This window comes from Halonatronomonas betaini, from assembly GCF_015666175.1.
In the GTDB taxonomy this organism is placed as follows: domain Bacteria; phylum Bacillota; class Halanaerobiia; order Halanaerobiales; family Halarsenatibacteraceae; genus Halonatronomonas; species Halonatronomonas betaini.
On sequence record NZ_JADPIE010000006.1, the window covers coordinates 162937 to 187036 of the forward strand.

Annotated in this window: 19 protein-coding genes; 1 reads left to right on the plus strand and 18 read right to left on the minus strand. The window is 33.5% G+C overall.

The window, feature by feature from the left end; genetic code table 11:
- Window positions 1-16: 16 nt before the first annotated feature.
- From I0Q91_RS11190 to gyrB, 15 genes are all read right to left on the minus strand, one after another.
- Window positions 17-688, minus strand: coding sequence for a cell division protein FtsQ/DivIB (locus tag I0Q91_RS11190; RefSeq protein ID WP_270454633.1), 672 nt, complete (start codon window positions 686-688; stop codon window positions 17-19).
- Window positions 681-2093 carry a UDP-N-acetylmuramate--L-alanine ligase gene (murC, locus tag I0Q91_RS11195; RefSeq protein ID WP_270454634.1) on the minus strand — a complete coding sequence of 471 codons (1413 nt, stop codon included), beginning with the start codon at window positions 2091-2093 and terminating at the stop codon, window positions 681-683. The genes I0Q91_RS11190 and murC overlap by 8 nt, the downstream gene beginning before the upstream one ends.
- A gap of 6 nt (window positions 2094-2099) precedes the next feature.
- Window positions 2100-3221 (minus strand): undecaprenyldiphospho-muramoylpentapeptide beta-N-acetylglucosaminyltransferase, encoded by a 1122-nt coding sequence (gene murG, locus I0Q91_RS11200; RefSeq protein WP_270454635.1) that lies wholly within the window; start codon window positions 3219-3221, stop codon window positions 2100-2102.
- Window positions 3222-3241: 20 nt separating this feature from the next.
- Window positions 3242-4339: a putative lipid II flippase FtsW gene (ftsW, locus tag I0Q91_RS11205; RefSeq protein ID WP_270454636.1), complete on the minus strand. Its 1098-nt coding sequence runs from the start codon at window positions 4337-4339 to the stop codon at window positions 3242-3244.
- 12 nt (window positions 4340-4351) lie between these two features.
- On the minus strand, window positions 4352-5737 hold the full coding sequence (gene murD, locus I0Q91_RS11210; protein ID WP_270454637.1) for a UDP-N-acetylmuramoyl-L-alanine--D-glutamate ligase: 1386 nt from the start codon (window positions 5735-5737) through the stop codon (window positions 4352-4354).
- A 24-nt stretch (window positions 5738-5761) separates the two neighbouring features.
- Window positions 5762-6718 carry a phospho-N-acetylmuramoyl-pentapeptide-transferase gene (gene mraY / locus I0Q91_RS11215; RefSeq protein WP_270454638.1) on the minus strand — a complete coding sequence of 319 codons (957 nt, stop codon included), beginning with the start codon at window positions 6716-6718 and terminating at the stop codon, window positions 5762-5764.
- Window positions 6719-8110, minus strand: coding sequence for a UDP-N-acetylmuramoyl-tripeptide--D-alanyl-D-alanine ligase (locus I0Q91_RS11220; protein ID WP_270454639.1), 1392 nt, complete (start codon window positions 8108-8110; stop codon window positions 6719-6721).
- Entirely contained in the window at window positions 8110-9579 is a 1470-nt protein-coding gene (locus I0Q91_RS11225) for a UDP-N-acetylmuramoyl-L-alanyl-D-glutamate--2,6-diaminopimelate ligase (RefSeq protein WP_270454640.1), read from the minus strand. Before I0Q91_RS11225 ends, I0Q91_RS11220 begins: the two co-directional genes overlap by 1 nt.
- Before the next feature lie 26 nt (window positions 9580-9605).
- Window positions 9606-11672 (minus strand): penicillin-binding transpeptidase domain-containing protein, encoded by a 2067-nt coding sequence (locus I0Q91_RS11230; protein WP_270454641.1) that lies wholly within the window; start codon window positions 11670-11672, stop codon window positions 9606-9608.
- A 10-nt stretch (window positions 11673-11682) separates the two neighbouring features.
- Window positions 11683-12123, minus strand: coding sequence for a cell division protein FtsL (locus tag I0Q91_RS11235; RefSeq protein ID WP_270454642.1), 441 nt, complete (start codon window positions 12121-12123; stop codon window positions 11683-11685).
- Between the two features lie 29 nt (window positions 12124-12152).
- Window positions 12153-13085 carry a 16S rRNA (cytosine(1402)-N(4))-methyltransferase RsmH gene (gene rsmH / locus I0Q91_RS11240; RefSeq protein WP_270454695.1) on the minus strand — a complete coding sequence of 311 codons (933 nt, stop codon included), beginning with the start codon at window positions 13083-13085 and terminating at the stop codon, window positions 12153-12155.
- A gap of 29 nt (window positions 13086-13114) precedes the next feature.
- Window positions 13115-13546 (minus strand): division/cell wall cluster transcriptional repressor MraZ, encoded by a 432-nt coding sequence (gene mraZ / locus I0Q91_RS11245; RefSeq protein ID WP_270454643.1) that lies wholly within the window; start codon window positions 13544-13546, stop codon window positions 13115-13117.
- A gap of 478 nt (window positions 13547-14024) precedes the next feature.
- Window positions 14025-15065 carry a D-alanine--D-alanine ligase family protein gene (locus I0Q91_RS11250; protein ID WP_270454644.1) on the minus strand — a complete coding sequence of 347 codons (1041 nt, stop codon included), beginning with the start codon at window positions 15063-15065 and terminating at the stop codon, window positions 14025-14027.
- A complete protein-coding gene (trpS, locus tag I0Q91_RS11255) occupies window positions 15065-16075 on the minus strand; it encodes a tryptophan--tRNA ligase (protein ID WP_270454645.1) in 1011 nt (336 codons plus the stop codon). Before trpS ends, I0Q91_RS11250 begins: the two co-directional genes overlap by 1 nt.
- A gap of 72 nt (window positions 16076-16147) precedes the next feature.
- Window positions 16148-18058 carry a DNA topoisomerase (ATP-hydrolyzing) subunit B gene (gene gyrB, locus I0Q91_RS11260; protein WP_270454646.1) on the minus strand — a complete coding sequence of 637 codons (1911 nt, stop codon included), beginning with the start codon at window positions 18056-18058 and terminating at the stop codon, window positions 16148-16150.
- Between the two features lie 143 nt (window positions 18059-18201).
- Between gyrB and I0Q91_RS11265 the strand changes: the two genes are divergently transcribed.
- Window positions 18202-20562 carry a DNA gyrase/topoisomerase IV subunit A gene (locus I0Q91_RS11265; RefSeq protein ID WP_270454647.1) on the plus strand — a complete coding sequence of 787 codons (2361 nt, stop codon included), beginning with the start codon at window positions 18202-18204 and terminating at the stop codon, window positions 20560-20562.
- Window positions 20563-20628: 66 nt separating this feature from the next.
- Here the strand turns inward: I0Q91_RS11265 and I0Q91_RS11270 are convergent, their stop codons facing one another.
- From I0Q91_RS11270 to I0Q91_RS11280, 3 genes are read right to left on the minus strand one after another with little or no spacing between them, the layout of a single operon-like run.
- Window positions 20629-21285 (minus strand): cell wall hydrolase, encoded by a 657-nt coding sequence (locus I0Q91_RS11270; RefSeq protein ID WP_270454648.1) that lies wholly within the window; start codon window positions 21283-21285, stop codon window positions 20629-20631.
- An 18-nt stretch (window positions 21286-21303) separates the two neighbouring features.
- A complete protein-coding gene (locus tag I0Q91_RS11275; RefSeq protein WP_270454649.1) occupies window positions 21304-22059 on the minus strand; it encodes an S-layer homology domain-containing protein in 756 nt (251 codons plus the stop codon).
- Between the two features lie 2 nt (window positions 22060-22061).
- Window positions 22062-24077, minus strand: a complete 2016-nt coding sequence (locus I0Q91_RS11280; protein WP_270454650.1) for a hypothetical protein — start codon at window positions 24075-24077, stop codon at window positions 22062-22064.
- Between the last annotated feature and the right edge of the window lie 23 nt (window positions 24078-24100).

Sequence of the window (24100 nt, forward strand, 5' to 3'; positions counted from 1 at the left end):
TTTCAATCTTTAAGTGCTATTTTTTTATGACAGGTCTTTCTGGAGCAGTTATATCAACATATTCTATTTCTTCATCATCTAGAATCCCTTCATACCATGCAGATATAAGTATGATAAACTTTTCTTCTAAATTTTCTGATGTCCCAACTCTTATATCATATCCCTGCTTTGTAACCATAGAGATTCCCACTGGATCAAAATGAACCTCCTTAATATCCTCCCTTAATTCAAGGGGTAGTAATTCAAGTTTATTTAACAGGTTGTCCTGAACTGCAGGAATAACTATATTGTTGCCTGAAAAATAATAGGGTGTATCTTTTAATACAGGAAGGTCATACCTATTATTCTCAATATTTTCAGCAATAATTCTATTATATTTATTATAAACAATGTAATTTCCATCATTTATAATCGCTGCAATAGGTCTATTATAATTCACCTGGAATATCAAGCGATTTGGAAAACTCCTGGAAACATCTACAGACTCAATATAGGGATCTTCCTTTAGTTCATCTTTAATTAACTCTAAATCAGCTATAAAAATATTTTCGCCCCTTATATCTGCTATTTCAACATCCTCTTCATCATATCCTCTAATTATTACTTCATTTATCTCAAAAAAGGATGAGCCGAAAATAATTCCAATCCCAAGTGCTAAAACAACTACAATAACCAGATACTTAAGCATTCTGCTCACTTCTTAAAGACTTTAATATCCTATCTCCAATTTTATAAACATCTCCTGCCCCGACTGTTAAAAATAAATTATCCTCTTCTATAATCTTTTTCAATTTATTAGTTGCTTCATCTATAGAACCAATATATTCTATTTTAACATCAGGCTCGTTTGATTTAATCTCAGCTACTAATTTTTTTGAACTTATATTATCAATTTTAGGCTGATTGGCACTATAAATATCAACAATATAATAAAATACATCTCTATCACTCAAAACTTCTTTGAAATCATTCCATAAATCTCTCGTCCTTGTATATCTATGAGGCTGAAAAACAAAGCGTATCTTATTTGATTTTAGATTTTTAGCTGATTTTATTACTGTTTCTAATTCACTTGGGTGATGAGCATAATCATCAATAAATTTTATACTATTGACTTCTCCTTTAAACTCAAACCTCCTTTTAACCCCTTTAAAATTAAATAAACCATCTATAATATCGTTCCAGTCTAAGCCGGCCTTTCTTGCTGCCGCAATGGCAGCAAGAGAATTTAGTACATTATGTTCTCCAGTCAACTGCATCTCAATTTTATCAATAAATTCTCCCTGATAAAAAAGATTATAAGATGTAAAAAAATTGTTGTTTTTTATTATGTCAGCCCTATAATCACCATTTGTTAAACCATAACCAGTAAATTCTAAAGCACCATCCTTATTTAATCTACTTTTTATTAAGTTAGTATTTACTCCTTCATCCTCTAAACAGAGAATTATTCCAGATTCACCTGTCTTTTTGATAAACTCATACATAGTATCATATAAATCTTCTTCGCCACCATAATAGTCTAAATGTTCTGGTTCAATATTTGTTACTATGGATATATCAGGGTCAAAGTAAAGTAAAGAGCCATCACTCTCATCAGCTTCAGTAATAAAGAATTCTCCCTCTCCAGATTTATAATTACCAGCTATTAAATCTATATCTCCGCCAATCATGATAGAAGGATCTCTATCTGACTGCAAAAAGATACTCGTTAACATTCCTGTAGTTGTAGTTTTTCCATGACTACCACTAACTGCAATCAACCTTTTATCTTTAGCAATTTCAGCCAGCATCTCTGCCCTTTTGAAAACTTTAATATTATTATCCCTTGCATATGTTAACTCAGGGTTTTCATCTGGAATCGCACTGCTTATTACAATTATATCTGCAGACTTTACATTTTCTTCATCATGTTCTATATTAATCATAACACCCCTTGATTCCAGTTCCTTAATTTTATTATTGTAAGACAAATCAGAACCAGTTACATTTATATCGTAATCCAGCAAAAAATTAGCAATAGCACTCATAGAGATTCCACCAATGCCAATGAAATGAATTTTTTTATCTTTAAATTTATTCAATCCATCCATAAAAATCTACTCCTTATCATCTAAAGTGCTACCATGATAAACCAAATCACAGGCTAAGCCATAAATATTATCTAAAGCCTCTGGTTTTCCTATCATACTGCTGGCACAGCTCATTTTATCAAGTTTATTTCTGTCACTTAATAATTCTTTAATTTTATTAAATATAAGTTTACTATTAAATTCATCATCTTTATAAATAATGGCAGCTCCTGATTCTTCTAAAACCCTGGCATTCTTTTCCTGGTGATTGTTAGTTGCATAGGGATAAGGAATTAAAATTGATGGCAAACCAAGTGCAGTTATTTCTGCTATACTGACTGCCCCGGCCCTACTTATTACTAGATTGGCCACCGCTAGAGCATTTTCAATATCATCCATAAAAGATGAGATGATTATTTTCCCATCTAAAAGATCATATGTATCAACTTTTCTTTTGATATTTTTATAATCCTTCTCCCCGGTTATATGAATTATATTAAGATTATCTACCTCTATTAAATCATCATAGATTTCCAGCATGAGTTCATTTATACTGGCTGCTCCCTGGCTCCCACCCATGACCAGTAAAACATCGTTATTTTTAGGAAATGAAAACTTTTCCCTGGCATCTTTAGAACAGGTTGTTAAAATCTCTTTTCTGACTGGATTACCGGTCAAAATAACTTTATCTTTTTTATTAAAATATCTTTCTGTCTGTTCATAACTTATAGCAATTTTATCTACAAACTTAGCAGATATCTTATTTGTTAAACCTGGTACTGAATTCTGCTCATGGATAAGAGTTTTGATATTTAATAATCTTGCAGCTAAAATAGTTGCTCCAGATACATAACCACCAGTACCAACAACTATATCCGGTTCTATCTCTTTTAAAATTTTCCTTGCCTTTAAAACTGCTTTAAAGTTTGAAAATCCAGAGCTAAATAACTCAAAATTTATTTTTCTAGGAAGTGGCTTTACAGGTAAACTATAAAAAGAAATACCTTCTTTGCCTGTTATCTTTTCTTCTAAACTCTTTTCGCCACCTAGATAAAAAACTTCGCCATCTTCATCCAGGCATTTATTAGCAAGTGCAATCGCTGGAAATATATGACCTCCAGTGCCTCCACCTGATAAAACTAATCTCATTAAAATCTTCCTTTCAAAGCTTACTGACTATGCCTGGATATATTAAATAAAATACCAACAGCATATAATGATATCAATAGTGAACTCCCTCCATAGCTTATAAATGGTAAAGTAATTCCTGTAACTGGCAATAGAGAAGTTACAGCACCAATATTTATTAAAACCTGAATTATTATCATTGACGTAATACCAGTAGCAAGTAAAGAACCAAAAAGGTCTCTAGCATTTAAAGCTATTAAGACTCCTCTATAAGCAAAAAAACCAAATAATATTATAACAAAAGCTGCACCTATAAATCCAAATTCTTCACCTAGAATAGCAAATATAAAATCAGTCCCTGGTTCTGGCAAATACAAAAACTTTTGCCTGCTATTTCCAGGACCTACCCCTGTTAAGCCTCCAGAACCTAAAGCCAGTAAAGATTGAATTATATGATAACCGCTACCCCGTGGGTCTTCCCAGGGGTTTAGAAAAGTTTGAACCCTATTAAGCCTGTAGGGAGCTGAGCTGATATAATAACCCATTAGTAATACACCTGGTATTGACAGCCCAAAAAGATGTTTAAATCTCATTCCACCAACTAATAATATAATAAATGAAAAACCTATTATATTAACAGCGGTTCCCATATCAGGTTGCTGCATTATTAAAAATGCTGAAAGACCAATTATTATAACTACAGGTAAAATTCCTTTTTTAAAATCTTGAATTTTTGAAGATTTCCTGGTAACAAAACTGGCAATATAAATAATTAATGCCAGTTTAATAGCTTCAGAGGGTTGGAAATCAAAAAAGCCTAAAGAAATCCATCTTGTTGCACCCCCTGCAGTTCTACCTATACCTGGGATTAAAACTAAGGTCAGCAAAATAAAGCCTAAACCTAGAATTATTCTAGAATACTTATAATAAATATTATAATCAAGCCTGGAAGCAATAAGCATTAATATTAACCCTGCTAGAACAAATAAAAGCTGCCTGGAAAAAAAATAGTGAGCATTGCCATAGCGATTATAGGCCCTGACTCCACTTGCACTCATAATCATTATCAGCCCGATTAAAATCAATATTAGAGTAATTATTAAAAGAGGAAAATCAATATTTGAATTCTTTTCCTCCATAATTAACACCGCCTAATCAAACTCTTTTTTTATATAATCAATAAATTCCTGTCCCCTGACTTTATAGCTGGAGAACATATCCCAGCTTGGAGCCCCTGGTGAAAATAAAACTGTCAGCTTCTCTTTAGAACATATTACTGTTACTAATTTTTTTATAATAGCAACTGCTTCTGCAATATTCTCAGCCAGATAGAAATTTTCATACTTTCTATTCTGTAATTTATTTTTAATCTTACCTGAGATTTCACCAATTAAAATTGTATAATTACAGCTTTTTATTATCTGATTGATCAAATTATCATAATTCAGATTTCTATCCTGTCCTCCCATTAACAAAATCATAGGTTTCGAAAAAGAATTAATAGCAGCCTCTGCTGCATGGGGGTTAGTTGCTTTTGAATCATTATATACCTGTAACCTTTCATTTTCTAGAACCAATTCCAGTCTATGGGCTTCCAGTTTATAATTATAAACAACTTCCCCTATTATATCAGAAGAAACCCCTAAAAGATATGATATTAATGATGCAAATGCTATATTTTCTATATTATGAATACCCTTTAAAGAAATTTTATCTATAGATAAGAGTTTTTCTTTCTGATTTTTAATAAAATAAATATAGTTATCATCATAATAAATTCCTTGATCAATTCTAGAGTTTTTATTACTAATAAAAAATAGATTGGAATTAATCGAATCAGCTAAAGAAGATATCTGCTCATTATCGAAATTAATTATTGCAATACCATCTTCTTTCTGGTTTTTAAAGATATTAGCCTTTGATTTAAAATAACTATCTTCAGAAATGTGCCAGTCAAGATGATCCGGAGAATAGTTAATAAATGCAGCAATTTTAGGTCTGAAATTTTCTATGAATCTTAATTGAAAGGAGCTAAGTTCAACAACCACTAAATCATCTTTTTCAAGTTGGTCGACTATACTAATTAAAGGCTTCCCAATATTCCCGGCAACAATTACTTTTTGATCAAGACCCTTTCTTAAAATTTCACCTAAAATTGAAGTTGTAGTTGTCTTCCCATTTGTTCCAGTTATAGCAATTATACCAGATTCTATAAAATTAAAGGCTAATTCAATTTCACTTATTATCTGTATATCTTGCTTGATAGCTTTTTTTATTAATAAGTGATCTTCTGGAACCCCTGGGCTAACTACAACAAAATCAACCTTATCCAGATTAGATTTATCTTCTTCTAAAAAAACTTTCTCTGGATTCTCTGCTTTAATACTCAGGATTTCAGGCAATTGAGACCATTCTTTATCATCAAATAAGCTAATACTATTAACCTTATTTATTAAAAAATTAATTAATGCTTTTCCAGTCAGGCCTCCAGAACCAATAACTGCAACATCTAAATTCTTTAAATTATCTCTATCCACAGAACTACACCTTCTTATAATTTTCTAAATTAATGGTAAAGAAGCTATTATGCCAACTCCAGAAAATAAAATCTGTAAAATAATAAACCTCATTGTCACCTTTACTTCAGGCCATCCTGATAATTCAAAATGATGATGAATTGGAGCCATCTTAAAAATTCTTTTGCCTCCAGATATCTTAAAATAACTAACCTGTAGGATTACAGACAGAGTGACAATAACAAAGATACCTCCCAAAAATAAGAGGTATAGAGATGTCCCTGTCAATAAGGCTATTATTGCCAAAAAACTCCCTAAAAATAGTGAACCTGTATCCCCCATAAAAATTTGAGCAGGATTAGCATTATACCATAAAAACCCAAGACAACTCGATATAGTAATAACTAAAAGTAAAATTATTTGATTAAATCCTAAAATATATAAAATAGGAATAAATGCCAGACAGGATATAGTAAATAAACTACCTGCAAGCCCATCCAGGCCATCGCTTAAATTAACTGCATTACTTGTAGCAGGAATTAATAACAATGAAAATGGTATGACCAGATAACCTAAATTAAGACTATTTGCTGTAAATGGTATATATAAATCTGTAATATTATAATAAAATAGTAATACTCCAATTATTAAACCTATGATTAATTGAATCAAAAATTTAGTTTTAGCAGTTAAACCTAAAGATTCAGCTCCTTTTATATTTAAAATATCATCAATAAAACCTAAAAGTCCACTGGTTATAATTACTAATAATACAAGTACTATCTCTATTGACAGATCCAGAAATATAAATATTGATATTAAAACTATCGCCAGGATTAAAGCCCCACCCATAGTAGGTATTCCTTCTTTTGAATAATGGCTTTCAGGACCTTCCTTTCTTATCTGCTGACCAAAACTAAAGCTTTTAAGCTTATCTATAAAAATCGGCATCAATAAAACTGTGAATAAAAATGGACTAATAAATATAATAATCTGATTCATTTAGCCACCATACTCCAGTAGTAGATCTACAATCTCTTCCATTTCCAGAGCCCTGGAGCCCTTTACAAGAATAGCATCACCAGAACGCATTATCTTATTGATAAAAGAAGCAGCATCTTCATTATTATCATAAACATAAATATTCTGTTCTGCCATTCCAGCCTCAACAGCTCCTTCAGCAATAATTTCTCCCATACTTCCAACGCCAATTAATACATCTATTCCATTTTTATAGAGGTATTTACCAATTTCTTTATGGGCAGCATTCTCAATTCTACCTAGCTCGAGCATAGCGCCTAAAACTGCTATTTTCCTTTTGCCCTCAATATTTAGTAAAGAATCAATCCCGGCTTTCATTGATAAAGGATTAGCATTATAAGAATCATTAATGATTCTTATCCCATCAATCTTTCTGATTTCCTGCCTTAATTCAGTAACTTCAATATCCTTTATACCATTTTTAATAGAATCCCAGCTAATCCCCATAGCCCTTGCCACAGCAATAGCTGCTAAAGCATTATAAATATTATGTTCCCCTGCACGGTCCATTTCAAGTATATAATTATTATCCCCTTCATGAACTCTAAATCTTGATTCCTCACCATTTTTAATATATTCAATCTGATCGGCATAATAATCTACATCTTTATTTTTTAAACTTACAGTTATTTTTTCTAAATCACCATAACTATTTACCATTTCTCTAATATATTCATCATCATAATTCAAGACAGCTATTCCATCTGAATTTAAACCAGCTAATAATTCTGCTTTTGCACTGGCAATATTTTCAATTGTTTTAAGGTTCTCCAGATGAGCAGGACCTATATTTGTAATAACTCCAACATCTGGACTGGCAATTTCTGCTAGTCTGGAAATATCACCTCTATTCCTCATGGCCATTTCCAGAATAGCAATATCTTCATTACCATCCAGTTCAAGTAAGGATAAAGGTAAGCCATATTCATTATTATAATTACCTTTACTTTTTAAAACCCTTTTTTCTTCACCTAGAATACTGGCTATAATATCTTTAGTGGTTGTCTTGCCGGCACTTCCTGTAATACCAATCACTTTCAAATTTTCAATCTTTTTTCTCACAAATGAAGCTAAGTCCTGTAAAGCCTGGGTTGTATCCCTGACTAGAATTATCGCCAATCCTGAATAAGGCTTTATAGATCTGGAAGTTATAACAACCCTGGCACCATTATCAACAGCCTCTGGAATAAAGTTATGGCCATCATTATTTTCTCCAATTATTGCAAAAAATAGATCACCTGGTTTAACCCTTCTGCTATCAATTGTCATATTATTAACTATTTGATCTGGATTGCCCTGAAGAATCTTACCATCAACAGCCTCAACAATCTCTTTTAATTTAAGTGAGAGCATTATTTCCCTTCACCCCTCTGTTTTAATGCCTGAGAAGCAACTTCCCTATCATCAAAATCAATAACTCGATCTGCAAATTCCTGATAGGTTTCATGGCCTTTGCCAAAAATAATGATTATATCATCTGTTTCTGCTTCCAGTATCGCCTTTTTTATAGCTTTCCCTCTATCTATAATCATATCATATTTAGCTTCAGGATACTTATTATTAATCCCTGCCTCGATATCTTTAATTATTTCAGCAGGATCTTCAGATCGAGGATTATCGGAAGTTAAAATTATCTTATCAGCTAATTCATAACCTATTATCCCCATTTCAGGTCTTTTATCCTTATCTCTATCACCGCCACAACCAAAAACTGCGATAACATTTCTCTCTTTAAATTCGTTTATTGAATTCAATACATTTTTAATCCCGGCTGGTGTATGGGCATAATCAACTAAAACAACAATATCTGTTTCATTGCTTACATATTCAAATCTGCCAGGCACGCCCCTGAAATTATTAACAGCTTCAATTATTTTATCAATATCTATTCCAGATTCCAGTAAAATCGCAGAAGCAGCCAGACAGTTATAGACATTAAACTTTCCAGACATTTCAAGATGAAACTCTTTATTATTCAAGATAAAATCAATTTTATCCTGATATAAATTAATTGACTCAGCTTTAAAATCTGAATCATTTTTAATCGAATAAGTAAATATATTATAATCATCTAAATCTTCTAAAGCAGCTTTTAATCTGCTATCATCATTATTATAATATACTTTACCTTCAGGTTTAAGATAATCCAATAATCTCAGCTTGGAATTCAAATAATCATTGAAATCATCATGGAAATCTAAATGATCTCTACTTATATTAGTAAAGGCAACTGCCGAGAAAGAAAGACCTTGAATCCTGCCTAATGATAAAGCATGTGAGGAGACCTCCATTACAACTTTTTCACATCCATTATCATACATCCTGGCCAGGTTCCTGAAAATATCATTAGCCTCAGGAGTTGTTCTTTGAGCATCAACTGTCTTATCTCCATCAAATATTTCAATAGTTCCTAATAATCCTGTCTTAACCCCTAAATGCTCCAGAAATGATTTGATCATATAAGTGGTAGTGGTTTTACCGTTAGTCCCGGTAATCCCAATTAAATCCATTTTTCCATCTGGATGCCCAAATATTTCTGCTGAAACCAGGCCTAAAACATCTGCTGGTTTTTCAGTTTTAAAATATAAAGCATCTTCTCTCATTTCAGCTGGATATTCTTTTAATATAAATACCCGTGAACCATTTTCATAAGCATCATCTATATATTTATGACCATCAGTATTAAAACCTTTTCTGGCTAAAAATATTTTATTCCTGCCAGCTTTTCTGGAGTCATGAACAATATCAGTAACCTGTCGATCTATATTACCATGCTTTTCAATTAAAAAATCAAATTTATTATATAAATCTAGAGCCTGCAATTAAATTCCTCCAATCTTAAACAGATCTATTCGATATTAATCGAAGAAAAAATATCAACTCTATCCCCTGGAGAAGGATCCTGATTATTCACAGAACCTGAAATCATACCATTAGTTTTAAAACCAAACCTCCAGGCCCTCTGTTCAGCCTCAAAGGCTGATAACCCCTCTAGATCAGGAACTACAACCTTTTTAGATTCAAAAGATTCTTCATCTAAATATAATCTAACTGTTGATTTTTCATTAACTGTAGTCCCTGGCAATGGAGTTTGAGCTAGAATTTTTTCTCCTTCTCCTATCAGTTTAACATTTAAGTCTTTATTTCTCAATACTTCTTCAGTATGCCCGGGCTCAGTATTTTTATAATCATCTATATTAATATTATTTTCTGGGATATTTATATCTGGAAAAGGCTGACTGGCTGGTGATATATCCAGATGCCTTACCAGGTTTTCAGCTAAAGAATTAAAAACTGGCACTACATTTTCACTGGCATAATAATTATCATCCTCTAAATCATAAAGAACTATATATATTAATAATTCTGGGTTATCTCCTGGAAGCAGTCCAACAAAAGAGGTATCATATCTATCTTCTTCTCCATAATGTCTTGAAGTACCAGTTTTTCCTCCAACTAAATATCCATCGATACCTGCAGTACTGCCTGTACCTGTAGCAACAGCATTTATCATTAAATCTTTAACTTTTTCTGCAGTATCTTCAGAAATAACCTGCCTGATTTTATTAGGTTCAATAATTTCTTCCTTGGACTGCTCTTTATTATAAATCCTATCAACAATTCTTGGCTCATATAAATAACCACCATTGGCAATCGCAGAAACAGCAGTTGCAAGTTGAATCGGAGTTGCAGTTAAACCATGACCAAAAGACATGGTAGCCTGTTCAATATCGGTATACTGGCCAGGGACTAAAATCCCTGAAGCCTCACCTGGAAATTGAATTCCAGTCTTATTCCCAAAGTTAAATGACCTTAATCCAGTCAGATATTCATCTGGTTCCATGCTCAAGCCGACCTTTACAAAGCCAGGATTACTGGAGTTAGCAAAAATATCTCTAAAATCCTGCCAGCCATGACCACCTCGCCGCCAGCTATGAATCCTTTCTCTACCAACATTTATATGTCCAGGATCACTAAAATAATCATTCATATCATAATAGCCATATTCAAAAGCAAGAGCTGCTGTAAAGATTTTAAAAATTGAACCAGGCTCAAAACTATCCTGGACTGCTTTATTCCTCCAGTTATTTTGGGTATATTCATTAAAATTATTAGGATTAAAATCTGGTTTATTGGCCAGGGCAAGTATTGAACCATCTTCAGGCCTCATAACAACAATTGAGCCACCAGAAATTTCGTGTTTATCCATCGCCCTCTCTAATTCTCGCTCGGCATAAAATTGACTTATCTCATCAATAGTTAAAAATATATCGTTGCCCTCCTGAGGAGGAATATAATCCATAATCCCGTCAGGTATAGATCTACCTACAGCATCCTGTTCCTGAAGTGTTCTCCCTGGAACACCTTCTAAATCATTATTATATGATAATTCAATGCCTTCAAGGCCAAAATTATCAATGCCGGCAAATCCAACTATCTGTCCAGCCAGGTTATCCTGGGGGTATAACCTTTTATCTTCATGGACATATGAAATTCCCGGTATATTCATCTCTTCAATCTCTTTATATGTATCTTCTGAAACCTTTCTTTCTAAATAAACAAGAAACGCATCTCTTTCTATTCTGCTTTTTATATTAGTCTCATCAATAGACAAAATCCCCGCTAATAGCGATGCTACATTTGCGGGGTCATCAATTTGATCAGGAAAAGCAATAACTGTTTTTCTTTTAGTATTAACAGCAAATTCTCTTCCATTAAGATCATATATATTGCCTCTATTAGTATCTAAACTTAAATCCCTAACCCTTTGATTTAAAGCCATAGAACCATAATAATCACTCTGCAAGACCTGAATCCAGACAAGCCTGCCAGCTAAAATTATTAATAATACTAATAGAAATATAAATAACAATTTTATTCTCTCTTTTATTATTACATGATATTTATCCGCCATTATAAACCACCTATTCTAAAGTAGCAGCCCTAACATTTTGGATTCCTCTCCAAAATGACGATATCCAATCTTCCTGATCATTACTAGCATAACGCACTTCGGAATCGGCAGGCCTTTCTCTTAATGCAAGCCTGGTTACACTTTCCGCCTCAACCATGCCTAGTTCTTCAGTAGCAACCCTTTCAATCCTATTTAATGAAGTTTTACTGGATAAATCCAGAATCATTTCTCTATTCTCAGACTGCAATTCAGACAAATTATTTTCTAAAAGCTCTAACTGATAGTTAAGATGAACTAATCTGAGAGACTGACTTATAATTAATGTAATAGGTAAAATAAGTATTATAAATATAATTAATATTGTAACCCCTGCTTTCTTTTTCTGCTTACTACTTGAATAATCCTTTTTCCTGGAATAATTAGTTCCTGCACCACTCAATTGGTTTGACATTAATCAAGACCCCCCTTCTAAAATTAAAACTAAATTCTTTCAGCCACCCTTAACTTAGCAGACCGTGCCCTTCTATTCTCCTCAATCTCCTTATCATCTGCTGTGATTGGACTCCTGGTTATAACTTTCAAAGTCTTCTCCTTTTCACATCTACAGACAGGAATTTCAGGTGGACAGATACATTCTTTAGCAGCATCTCTAAAACTATGTTTAACAAGTCTATCTTCTAATGAATGAAAGGATATAATACAGGCTCTTCCCCCTTTATTTAAAATCGAAGGGATTAGCTCTAATATCTTCTCTAATTCCTTTAATTCCTGGTTAGTTTCAATTCTAATAGCCTGAAATGTTCTTCTGGCTGGATGCCCCCCTGAATTCCTTGCAGAAGCTGGAATAGCCATTTTAATAACATCTACTAAATCCTGGGTTGTCTTTATTGGCTTTTTCTTTCTTTCCCTGACAATAAATTCTGCAATTCTACTGGCCCATCTCTCTTCTCCATATTTATAAATAATATCATTTAACTTATCGACAGAATAATTATTTACAATTTTATATGCAGTTAAACTCTGGGTTTTATCCATTCTCATATCCAATTCTGCCTCTTTGCTATAACTAAATCCTCTCTCAGCTTCATCCAGTTGAGGCGAAGAGACACCTAGATCTAAAATCAATCCATCAAGCCCTGAAATTTCTAATTTAGATAATATTTCTTTGATAGCTGTAAAACTATCATGGAAAAGTTTAACTTTATCATCAGGCAGTAAATTTTTACAGTAGTCAATAGCCTTAAGATCTTTATCCGTTCCAATTAATAAGCCATCACCGGCTATTAATTTATCTACAATAGCCTCTGAATGACCGCCACGACCCAGCGTTCCATCAAAATAAATACCACCAGACTTTATATTTAAATATTTTATTGTCTTTTCTAATAAAACTGGATTATGTTCTGACATAATTATTCCACCTACTTCACAATATAATAATTTTATATACCAAGGTCCTCCATTGTAGCAGCAATATCTTCATGAGATTCCTCTGCCTCTACCATGAATTCATCCCATTTTTCTTTAGACCATAATTCAATTCTATTTGCTAAACCAATTATAACTATCTCCTTATTTAAATCTGCATAATCTCTTAAATTCTGAGGTAGACTAATTCTACCCTGTTTATCAAGATTTGATTGATCAGCACCGGAAAAGAAGAATCTAGTAAAACTTCTAGCATTCTTGCTAGTTATAGGCAACTCTTTCAGCTTACTCTCTAAGATTTTCCATTCTTTAATCGGGTATAGAAATAGGCAATTATCCAGTCCACGGGTTATAACAAAATCTCCATCAAGATTTTCTCTAAACTTAGCCGGCATCGTTACCCGGCCCTTTTTATCCATATTATGTACAAACTCTCCCATAAACATACCTATTTCACCCCCATATCTACCACTTTGACCCACAATATACCACTCTCATACTAACTTATTCTTCTTCGAGCCAAAAACTCCTTTTTTATTTTGGGGTTTTTTACAAAAAAATTCCCCTTTTTCAAGGGGAATAGTTAAAAAGAACTACTCATTATCAACTTAATCCTCTTTTCTGTTATGCTGTGAGATGTAAAATACCTTCAATTTCAAAGTTATTAAGAATTAAATATCATATAAACCAGTAAAGATCTGATATAGGTTTGATCCTATATTCACCCAGTACTAACCCAGTATCAACCCAGTACCAACCCAGTACCAACCCAGTACCAACCCAGTCCTAAAACACAACTGGCTTATTAATTGCCCTTCTCCTGGTTAATTGTATTATATTATTTGTCAAAAATAATTATAAAACTCCTAAAACATAAAATTATAGCTTAATTGAGGATCCCCCCAATTAAGCTATAATAATTAATCATGATATTTCAATAAGTTTCTGTAATAGATCCGAATAATCTAAACCACTTGACTCCCACATCCTGGCATACATACTTTTAGGTGTGAATCCTGGCATTGTATTAATTTCATTAATTAAAATATTATTTTCATGATCCAGGAAGAAATCAATTCTTGCCAGGCCACTACAGTTTAGCAACTGAAAAGTTTTTTCAGCTAAATAACGAACCTCTTCTACTACTTTATCATCTAAATCAGCCGGGGTCATTAAGACAGTATTATCAGAAAAGTATTTAGCATCATAATCATAAAAATCATTGGCAGGGATAATCTCACCAGGCAATGAAGATATACAACCTTCAGCCGTTTCAAGCACTGAACATTCAATTTCCCTTCCTTCAACGGCAGCCTCTATTAAAATTCTATTATCATATTTTAGAGCAAGGTCAATAGCCAGGCCAACTTCATCTTCACTGGTCACCCGACTGATACCTATACTGGAACCTAAATTAGCAGGCTTAACAAATAATGGATATGAAATTTTCTCAGTTATCTTTCTCTTAAGCTTTAAAACCTGTTCATCATCAGATTTTGCCCAGTCCTTTTCTGAAATAGTTATGTATTCAGTTTGAGGCAAATTATACTTATTAATAATATTTTTAGAATAAATCTTATCCATAGATACTGCTGAAGCAGCTGTTCCAGCTCCGACATAAGGGATATCAAGAACATCGAAAAATCCCTGGATTTTTCCATCCTCACCAAAGGGTCCATGCATTAGCGGAAAAACTAAATCAATATCTTTAGGAAAGTTATTAACTAAACTGGCAAAAACAGTCTGAAATTTAGAACTAACAGTTTTAGTATGATCAATCTCACCTTCAATAACCTTTTTAGAAGTTTCCAGGTCAATCCAGAAGCCCTCTTTATTTATTAAAATTGGTATAACTTCAAACTCAGTATTTAACAGTTCTTTATAAACCGACCTTGCAGACATAATAGATACATCATGTTCTGCAGACTTACCTCCAAAAATTAGACCTATTTTTCTATAATCCATTAAATACTCTTTCCCTTAAAATAATCAATTTTCATCACTTCTCTTACCTTTTTCATCGTTTCTTCACCTTCAGATTTTGCTTTTTCTGTACCAGATAACAAAATTTCTCTAATTAACTCTGGTTTATCTAAATATTTTTCTCTTCTTTCCCGCATCGGATCTAAGAATTTATTAATTTTTTTAGCAAGTTTACCTTTACAATCAACACAGCCAATTGTCCCCTGTCTACAATTAGTCTCCACCTCATCTACTTCCTCTGTATTAAAGGCATCATGATAGTGAAAAACTGTACAGATATCAGGGTTCCCAGGGTCTGTAGCTCTAATTCTTCCTGGATCAGTAACAGCTGTCATCACCTTTGATTTAACCTCTTCCTCTGAATCGGCTAAGAAAATAGCATTATTTAAACTCTTACTCATCTTAGCTTTACCATCAAGTCCCATCAACCTTGGGAAATCACTGATCTTAGGCTCAGGTACTGGAAATACTTCACCATATAAATTATTAAACTTCCTGACAATCTTCCTGGTCTGCTCAATATGGGGCAGTTGATCTTCCCCAACTGGAACTAAATTAGCCCTGCAAAAAGTTATATCTGCAGCCTGACTGACTGGATAACCGATAAAACCATAGGTCATATCCTTATAATCATATTGATCAGCTTCAGCTTTTATAGTCGGGTTTCTTTCCAATTGGTTCATTGTAACTAACATCGAATAAAAAATTGTAAGTTCAGCAATCTCAGGCACTAAAGACTGAACAAAAATTGTAGCTTTATCAGGGTCAATACCTGCTGCCAGATAATCTAATGCAACCTGTTTAACATCTTTTCTAATTTTAGATGGATTATCAAAATTAGTTGTTAGAGCCTGGACATCTGCTATAATAATAAAGGTATCATACTCATCCTGCAAATCAATTCTATTTTGCAAACTACCAACATAATGGCCTAAATGCAGCTTTCCTGTTGGCCTATCTCCAGTTAAAATTCTTTTTTCATCACTTGACATAATTCCACCTCTTTTATTTTAATACTAATACAAAAAATTATATCACGAAATAATTCTACTAACAAGACTCAATTAAATATCTAAATCCCCGACCTCTTCAGCATTATTAAAGATAAATTCCTTTCTTAAAGATGTATCCTTGCCCATTAAGCGAGTAAAAATATCATCTGCCTTTAAAGTATCTTCAATCTCAACCTTCATTAATTTCCGGTTATCAGGATTCATCGTTGTTTTCCATAACTGATCAGGGTTCATCTCTCCTAAGCCCTTATATTGCTGCAAGGAAAAGTTTTTATTGGTATAATTACTCTTAAATTCTGCCAATTCCTTTTCACTATAGAGATATTTTTCTTTACTCCCGATCTTAACCCTGTATAATGGCGGTTTTGCCAGATAAATATGGCCTTTTTTAATAATATCCTCCATATACCGATAAAATAATGTCAGGATCAGGGTGCCGATATGGGCACCATCAACATCTGCATCAGTCATAATAATGATCTTATGATACCTGAGCTTATCAAGATTAAAGTCTTCACCAATCCCTGTACCTAAAGCCGAGATAATTGAAATAATCTCATCATTATTTAAAACCTTATCAATCCTTGCCCTTTCTACATTCAATATTTTACCCTTTAATGGCAGGATAGCCTGGAAATCCCGGTTCCTTCCCTGCTTTGCCGAACCACCAGCAGAGTCTCCCTCAACTAAAAATAGTTCGCTATTCTCAGGCTTTCTGCTTGAGCAATCAGCAAGTTTTACCGGTAAATTCTTTCTAACCATGGAGTTTTTCTTTCGACTTAATTCCCTTGCCTTTTTAGAAGCCTGTCTTGCCCTGATTGCCGCCAGGGCTTTATTTACAATTGCTTTACCGATCTCAGGATTATGATTTAAAAATCTAGTTAAATAGTCATAATAGACAGAATCAATCTTGCTCTTAATACTGCTATTACCTAATTTATTTTTAGTCTGCCCTTCAAACTGAGGCTCAGGAAGCCTGACACTAACAATAGCAGTCAGACCTTCTCGTAAATCGCTCCCGGTTAAAGACGGATCATTTTTATTTAAAATATTATTTTTCTCTGCAAAAACATTAATCGCCCTGGTCAATGCCGTTTTAAAACCAGTTACATGATAACCGCCTTCATCGGTTTTTATATTATTGGCATAACTATAAATTCTTTCATTAAAATTCTGGTTATACTGAAAAGCAATCTCAAACTGATAATTCTTATTCTGATGCTCAAAATAAACCACTTCATCATGCAGACAGCTGTGATGCTGATTTAAGTGATTAATAAATTCTTCAATTCCTCCATCATAAGAATATACTACTTTCTTATTATCATTATTACGCTTATCCTTTAAAGAAAGTGAAAGCCCTTTATTTAAAAAAGCAGATTCCTGTAAACGACTGGCCAGTGTATCAAAATTATAATTTGTTGCTGTAAAAATACTGGAATCAGGCATAAAAGTAATTTCTGTCCCGCTTTTTTCACAGGGGCCAAGTTTATTAATAGTTGAATCCTTCTTGCCCTTTTTATACCGCTGCAGATATTCATTGCCCTGCCAGCAGGTCCTAATTTCAAGCCATTCAGAGAGAGCATTAACCACTGAAACTCCAACACCATGGAGGCCACCAGAAAATGAATAACTTTGATTATTAAACTTTCCACCTGCATGGAGGGTTGTCATAATTATCTCTAGAGCCGGTAACCCATTGGAATGATGTTTATCAACAGGAATCCCCCGCCCCTCATCTTCAACTGTAATACTACCGTCTTTATTTATATAAACATTAATTGTATCCCCATATCCAGCCAGAAACTCATCAATGCTATTATCAACAACTTCCCAGACTAAATGATGCAAGCCCTTTGTTCCTGTACTTCCAATATACATACCTGGTCTTTTTCGAACTGCATCAAGACCTTCTAAAACCTCTATATTTTTTGCTGTATAATTTGGCGATTGTCCTGACATATATCCACCGTTCCTTTCTTAATTCTTTACAAACTATATTATAACAAAAATACATTAGTTTGACCAATCTTGCAAAAAGCCTATAAATTAGTATATAATAAAATCTGTAGATAAAAAGTATATAATATAAAGGAGTTTATAATATGACAGATGAAATAATACCAATTTCCATAGAAGAAAAAATGAAAGAATCCTACTTAAATTACTCTTTAAGCGTTATAGTAGGTAGAGCATTGCCAGACGTTAGAGATGGCCTTAAACCGGTACACAGACGCTTATTATACGGTGCCTATGAATTAGGTCTTACCTCGGATAAGCCCCATAAGAAATCAGCCAGAATCATCGGTGAGGTTTTAGGTAAATTCCATCCCCATGGAGATAATGCATTATATAATGCCATGGTAAGAATGGCCCAGGATTTTAACCAGAGATATCCATTAATAGACGGCCATGGCAATTACGGCTCTATTGATGGCGATAGTGCTGCAGCCATGCGTTATACTGAGGCAAGGCTCAGTTCTTTAAGTCAGGAATTATTAAAGGACTTAAAATTCGATACAGTTGAATATAAAGACAACTTTGATAATACATTGCAGGAACCTAAAGTTTTGCCTGCCGCCTTTCCACAGCTTCTTGTAAATGGATCCAGCGGGATTGCAGTTGGAATGAGCACCGATATCCCACCTCATAATTTAGGGGAAGTTATTGAGGCAACAATTGCTCTAATCAAAAATAAAGAACTAAATATTAAAGATTTAATGGAATACATACCAGGTCCAGACTTTCCAACTGGTGGCCAGATCATCGGTCTAAATAATATAAAAGAAGCCTATGAGAATGGCAATAGCAGCCTAAAAGTTAGAGGTAAGATAATCAGGGAATCAAATAAATTGATTATCACTGAAATCCCATACCAGATAAATAAAACAAAATTAATCAGTGAAATTACAGATCAGATTGAAAAGGAAAATTTAAGAAATATAACAGATATCAGAGATGAATCTGATCAGCATGGTATTAGAATTGTATTAAATATTAAGACTGGCTCAGATTACAGTATCATAAAAAATAGACTATTTAAATATACTTCTTTAATGACCAATATCCGAGTTAATATGCTTGCACTTTATGAAAATAAGCCAATAGTTATGAATCTAAAGGACATCTTAGTCCATTTCATTAAATTCAGACGCAAGACAGTTAAAACAAGAATCCAGAATTTATTAGAAAGAGATAAAGACAAACTTAAAATTATGGAAGGAATTATTATAGCTTTAGACTTTTTAGATAAAGTAATTTATATAATCAGAGGTTCAAAATCAAAATCTGAAGCTATTGATAGGCTATCAGAGGAATTAGAGATAACTGAAAAACAGGCAAATGCAATTATGGAAATGCAACTACAGCGACTGGTCAGAATGCAACAGCAGGAACTTAAAGATGATCACGATTCAATTAAAAAACAGATAGAAAATTATAAAGAAATATTAAATAATACTCAGAAATTAGATAATCTAATCATTGATGAGCTAAATAAAATCAAGGCTACCCACAGTGATCAGAGAAGAACCCGGATAATTAAAGATGAAAATAAAGCTACTATTGAAAAGGAAGATTTAATAAAAGAAAAAGAATATTTCATATCTCTTTCAGCTAATGGGCTCATTAAAAAATCTCTGGATAAAGAAAATATCAGAACTGCAAAAAATGATTTTATAACAGAGATTTTTGCTTTAAAAAGCTTTGATGATCTCCTATTTTTCACAGAAGATGGCCAGGTTTATAGACTACCTGTTCATGATATCCCTGAACATCACGGTTTATCTACTGGAGATCCTTTAGAAAATTATTTTAGCTTACCACCAAATGAAAATCTAGTTAAAATATTACCACTAAATGATAAAATCAAAGAAGGCAATCTAATTATTGTTACTTCAAAGGGCAAAATAAAAGCGACTAAAGGAAACGAATATATTAGCAATGTCTCAAAAATTAAAGCAATCAACTTAGAAGAAAATGATTCAGTTAAAGAAGTATTTTCAGGTAGTTTGACAAATGATATTTTAATTGGAATAAATACTGGTAAGTTTATTAGATTTAATGGCAGTGAGATCTCAACTACTGGAAGAAATACCAAGGGTTATAACGCCATTAAATTTAAAGAGAATCAGGATATAATTTTTGCCGATATAATAAAAGATCAGACCGAACTTTTAATCTTTGGAGAAGATAAAAGGATAGCTAAAGTAGGTCTGGAATATATCAAACCTCAAAAGAGATATGGCAAAGGCAATCAGATCATGCATAAAAACTATAATGTTCTAACGGCAATTATCTGTCCAGAAAACAGCCAAATATATATCCAGGATATTGAAGAAAACAGTGATATTTTAGAAACTAAAAACCTTTCAAGATTTGCAAAACTTCCTGTTAATCGTACTGAAGAGTGGCCTATTAATTTATCAGAAAAAATATCCCAGATAGCAAGAATAATAAGCTTCTAATCTAAATCTTAAATCAAATTAAAACAATTAAACCCCATCTTTAAAGATGGGGTTCCCTTATATAATTTATTTTGCAAAGACATGATTACCAATTTCAGCAGTTGTTTCCCTGGTACTTAACCACCATAAAGTTCTAGCTGTTACAGGATTATAAAAGTAATAAGCTCCATTGCTAGGATCTTCACCTTCCAGGGCTTTAATGGCTGCTCTGTATGATTTCTCAGAAGGTTGCATATCATAATAACCGTCATCAATGGCAATAAACTGCCCCTCTGCAAATATAACTTCCTCTATAGTATCTGGAAAATCATCACTCAACACTCTATTTAAAACAACAGCTCCAACTGCTATCTGGCCCTCCAGTGGTTCTCCCCTGGCTTCACCACTAATAATCCTGGTTAACATTTCTATCTCTTCTTCAGTTACATCAACGGTCATATCCTGTTTATCAGTTTCATCTTCAAATATATTAAGATCACTTTCATCTGTCTGAAAGTCCCGTTCAACCTCTCTAGTTTCCCTTTGTTGATCTCTAGAACCTAAAAACAATTGACTTAAAACAATCAGTGTAACTGCAACCCCTGCTCCTTTAATCAGGTCATTACTAGCTAAACCATCTGCCTTAACTGATCTACTTAAATGAAAATTAGAGCCAGAAACCAGAGTAATAAATAGAATAACAATCAGCAGGTAGCTAGTATATTTTATTTTTGTTTTCGCCACCTGCATCCCTCCCTTATTCTACATAGTAAGAGTTAATAAACTTATTAGACCAACAGCTCCAATATATAGCAAATAATTACTACTCTGTCTTTCTAATGCTCGAATTTGTTCCTGACTTTCAGCCTGATCTTCCTCTAAACTTGTCAATCTGTTATCAAGTGTGTCCAACCTGTTAGTAATGTCCATTTGGAAATCTTCAATATCCTCAGGAACTTCTGCCACTGCTGTTTCTTCTAAATCTATATATCTTTCATCTAAATCATCAATTCTAGCTTCTAGATTTTCAACTTCATCTTCAATCGCCCTTAAGCTAGCTATTTCATCTATCATTTGAGCAACTTCTCTTTCAACATCATCTAAGGTCTCATAAAATCCAGCCAGTTCCTCTCCCTGAATTAAAACCTCTTCTTCTAACTCATCAACTCTCTCAGAGAAAAGATCCATATCAGCTGCAACATCTACTAATTCATCTCTAAACTCTAAGGATAGCTGTCTTAAAATATCAATATCTTCTTCTCCAACTTCAGTATCACCGACATGAATATCTTCTAATAAATTAGCTATAACTTCAGCCAATTCATACCTGGAAACCCTATTAGAACCAGCAAATGTATCATCATCATATAATGAAATATACCCTCTTTCAACAAGCACCTTTACATTCTCATATGCCCAGTGATCTTCAGGCACATCCTCAATATCAACAGCACCGACATTAGTTGCAAAAGCAAAAACAGTTAAAATTATACCAAATGTAATTATAGCCTTTTTCACTGCTATTTTTCCTCCTCTAATTGAATTTGTTCAATTCTTAAATCTATTTCTTCGCCATCTCCACTCAAAGCTACTAGATCGAATATCTCTAAACCTAGCTGATCATAAGATAACTCTTTATCTTCTAATTTAAAAAGAATCTTGGCTAAACCTCCAGAATTGATATCAGCTGGAAGCTCTTCATTAAAGGAGAAATGCTCTGAAGTAATCTCCTCAGGACCAGCCCAGGCCATTAATCTTCCATCTCTAACAAATGCTGTACCTCTGGTATTATAGATAGGAGTAAGTTTTTCATCATCGTACCTCAACTTAAACTCAATATCTTCAATATCATCTAGATAACTTCCCTTAACTTTAAGAGTTAAATAATCAACTTCTTCTGATGATCTATCAGCAAGTAAATAGATAGTCGGAGAAGTTGCAGGAATATTGACCCTTTCTCTTAGAGTTCTTGAGTATCCATCCTGCCCTCTAATCTGAACAGCAAAAGGAAAGGTACCTTCAACATCTAATGGAACAACTTTCCAGTCAATTGTCAGTTTTTCTCCTGGTCTAATCATGCCAGCATTTTTATTTGCTTTTTCATATCTGGCAAAATCAAGTCCAGGTGGAAGTATCATTTCGCTTTCAAAACCATAGAATGTTGCTCCACCAACATTTTCAACCTCTGCCCTAATGGTATAAGGTATCGGATATAAATCCCCTTCTCTTAATACCATTTCCTCTACTGAAAATAAATTAGCTTCTAACTCAGCAGGTGCTATAACATTTAATTCTCTTGCTGCAACATTTGAATCAGTATTATCAGCATCAACTTCTACCTCAAAGTTTAGGGTATCAGGTAAATTATCAGTTGTAGCTCTAACATTCCAGCTAACCTGAGTAACTTCATCTTCTTCCAGATCTCCTAAATCTCTTTCTATCTCATCAGAGGTTAGTTGATCTGGCAGATTCAATCTAGCCACAACATTTTCAGCGGTTATTTCTGCAGTATTTTCTATATAAGCCACAACAGGAAATTCTGGGTTTCTTTCAGAAAAAGCAAATTCTGAAGGAGAAGTTACACCTAAAGAAAGTAGACCTGGAACCATTGATATTCCTGCTAAACCATAATTTGTTGAGTATGTTAAAGTTTCTCCAGGTTCAATCTCAACAGGATCCCAATACATGGCTATCGCACTATCTATCTCAAATTCACCTTCTCTAACAAACTCCTCTCCAGGATTAAAGTTGAAATCCCAGGCTCCATCAGCTAAACTACCCCAATTAGACATATAAACTCTATCCGGTGTATCAACAGATTCACCTATAAAAGTACCCTGGGAAGTTACCTGTGGATCTGTTAAACTGTCAAATGACTGATAAAAACTTGGCAAATCATCTCCTTCAAACATTGTATCTGTTGTAATTGCTTGATCCCTGATTCTAAAAGGAGCACCATCATTTTCTCCTAACATAGTATCAAGCATTATTCTCAGACCAACAGACTTGGAATCCTCAGTAATATTTGTCATATTATATTCAATTCTGGCTGTATCATAAAGACCAGTTGTTGAACTCCTTTCAAACATTAAAGTCTGTTCAACCTCTAAACCACCGAGCTCAAATACAGTTATTATCGAATCACCAACAACCTGAGGGGGTTCAATTAATTCACCATAATTTTCTCCCTGGCCAGCCCTTCTTTCAGTCTCTCCACCAAAAACATAATTATCTCCATCAATTTTAACTGTAGTAAAAGAAGGCCATGGTTGAGGCCTACCATATATCATCGGTTTATTTTCATCATCATCACGGGCAGGATCGCCACCAGTAGTTTCTACAGCAAATCTACCCATAGCATTTTCAGATTGATTAACAACAATTGCAATATATTCATTTTCTAATCGTAGATTTCCATGCTCATCTTCTCTTTCAACAAGATCAGTCTCAGTTTCAGCTATTACTGGACTACCTAACAAAAGAACCAATAATAGCATAGAGAGCACCTTAACTAAAAGAGTTGTTTTATCTTTCATCAACAGAGGCACCTCTTTCCAAA

Excerpts from the sequence above, each read along its gene's own strand:
- I0Q91_RS11190 (WP_270454633.1), bottom strand. The coding sequence starts at position 688 with ATGCTTAAGTATCTGGTTATTGTAGTTGTTTTAGCACTTGGGATTGGA.
- murC (WP_270454634.1), bottom strand. The coding sequence starts at position 2,093 with ATGGATGGATTGAATAAATTTAAAGATAAAAAAATTCATTTCATTGGC.
- murG (WP_270454635.1), bottom strand. The coding sequence starts at position 3,221 with ATGAGATTAGTTTTATCAGGTGGAGGCACTGGAGGTCATATATTTCCA.
- ftsW (WP_270454636.1), bottom strand. The coding sequence starts at position 4,339 with ATGGAGGAAAAGAATTCAAATATTGATTTTCCTCTTTTAATAATTACT.
- mraY (WP_270454638.1), bottom strand. The coding sequence starts at position 6,718 with ATGAATCAGATTATTATATTTATTAGTCCATTTTTATTCACAGTTTTA.
- I0Q91_RS11220 (WP_270454639.1), bottom strand. The coding sequence starts at position 8,110 with ATGCTCTCACTTAAATTAAAAGAGATTGTTGAGGCTGTTGATGGTAAG.
- I0Q91_RS11230 (WP_270454641.1), bottom strand. The coding sequence starts at position 11,672 with ATGGCGGATAAATATCATGTAATAATAAAAGAGAGAATAAAATTGTTA.
- I0Q91_RS11235 (WP_270454642.1), bottom strand. The coding sequence starts at position 12,123 with ATGTCAAACCAATTGAGTGGTGCAGGAACTAATTATTCCAGGAAAAAG.
- mraZ (WP_270454643.1), bottom strand. The coding sequence starts at position 13,546 with ATGTTTATGGGAGAGTTTGTACATAATATGGATAAAAAGGGCCGGGTA.
- I0Q91_RS11250 (WP_270454644.1), bottom strand. The coding sequence starts at position 15,065 with ATGGATTATAGAAAAATAGGTCTAATTTTTGGAGGTAAGTCTGCAGAA.
- trpS (WP_270454645.1), bottom strand. The coding sequence starts at position 16,075 with ATGTCAAGTGATGAAAAAAGAATTTTAACTGGAGATAGGCCAACAGGA.
- gyrB (WP_270454646.1), bottom strand. The coding sequence starts at position 18,058 with ATGTCAGGACAATCGCCAAATTATACAGCAAAAAATATAGAGGTTTTA.
- I0Q91_RS11265 (WP_270454647.1), top strand. The coding sequence starts at position 18,202 with ATGACAGATGAAATAATACCAATTTCCATAGAAGAAAAAATGAAAGAA.
- I0Q91_RS11280 (WP_270454650.1), bottom strand. The coding sequence starts at position 24,077 with ATGAAAGATAAAACAACTCTTTTAGTTAAGGTGCTCTCTATGCTATTA.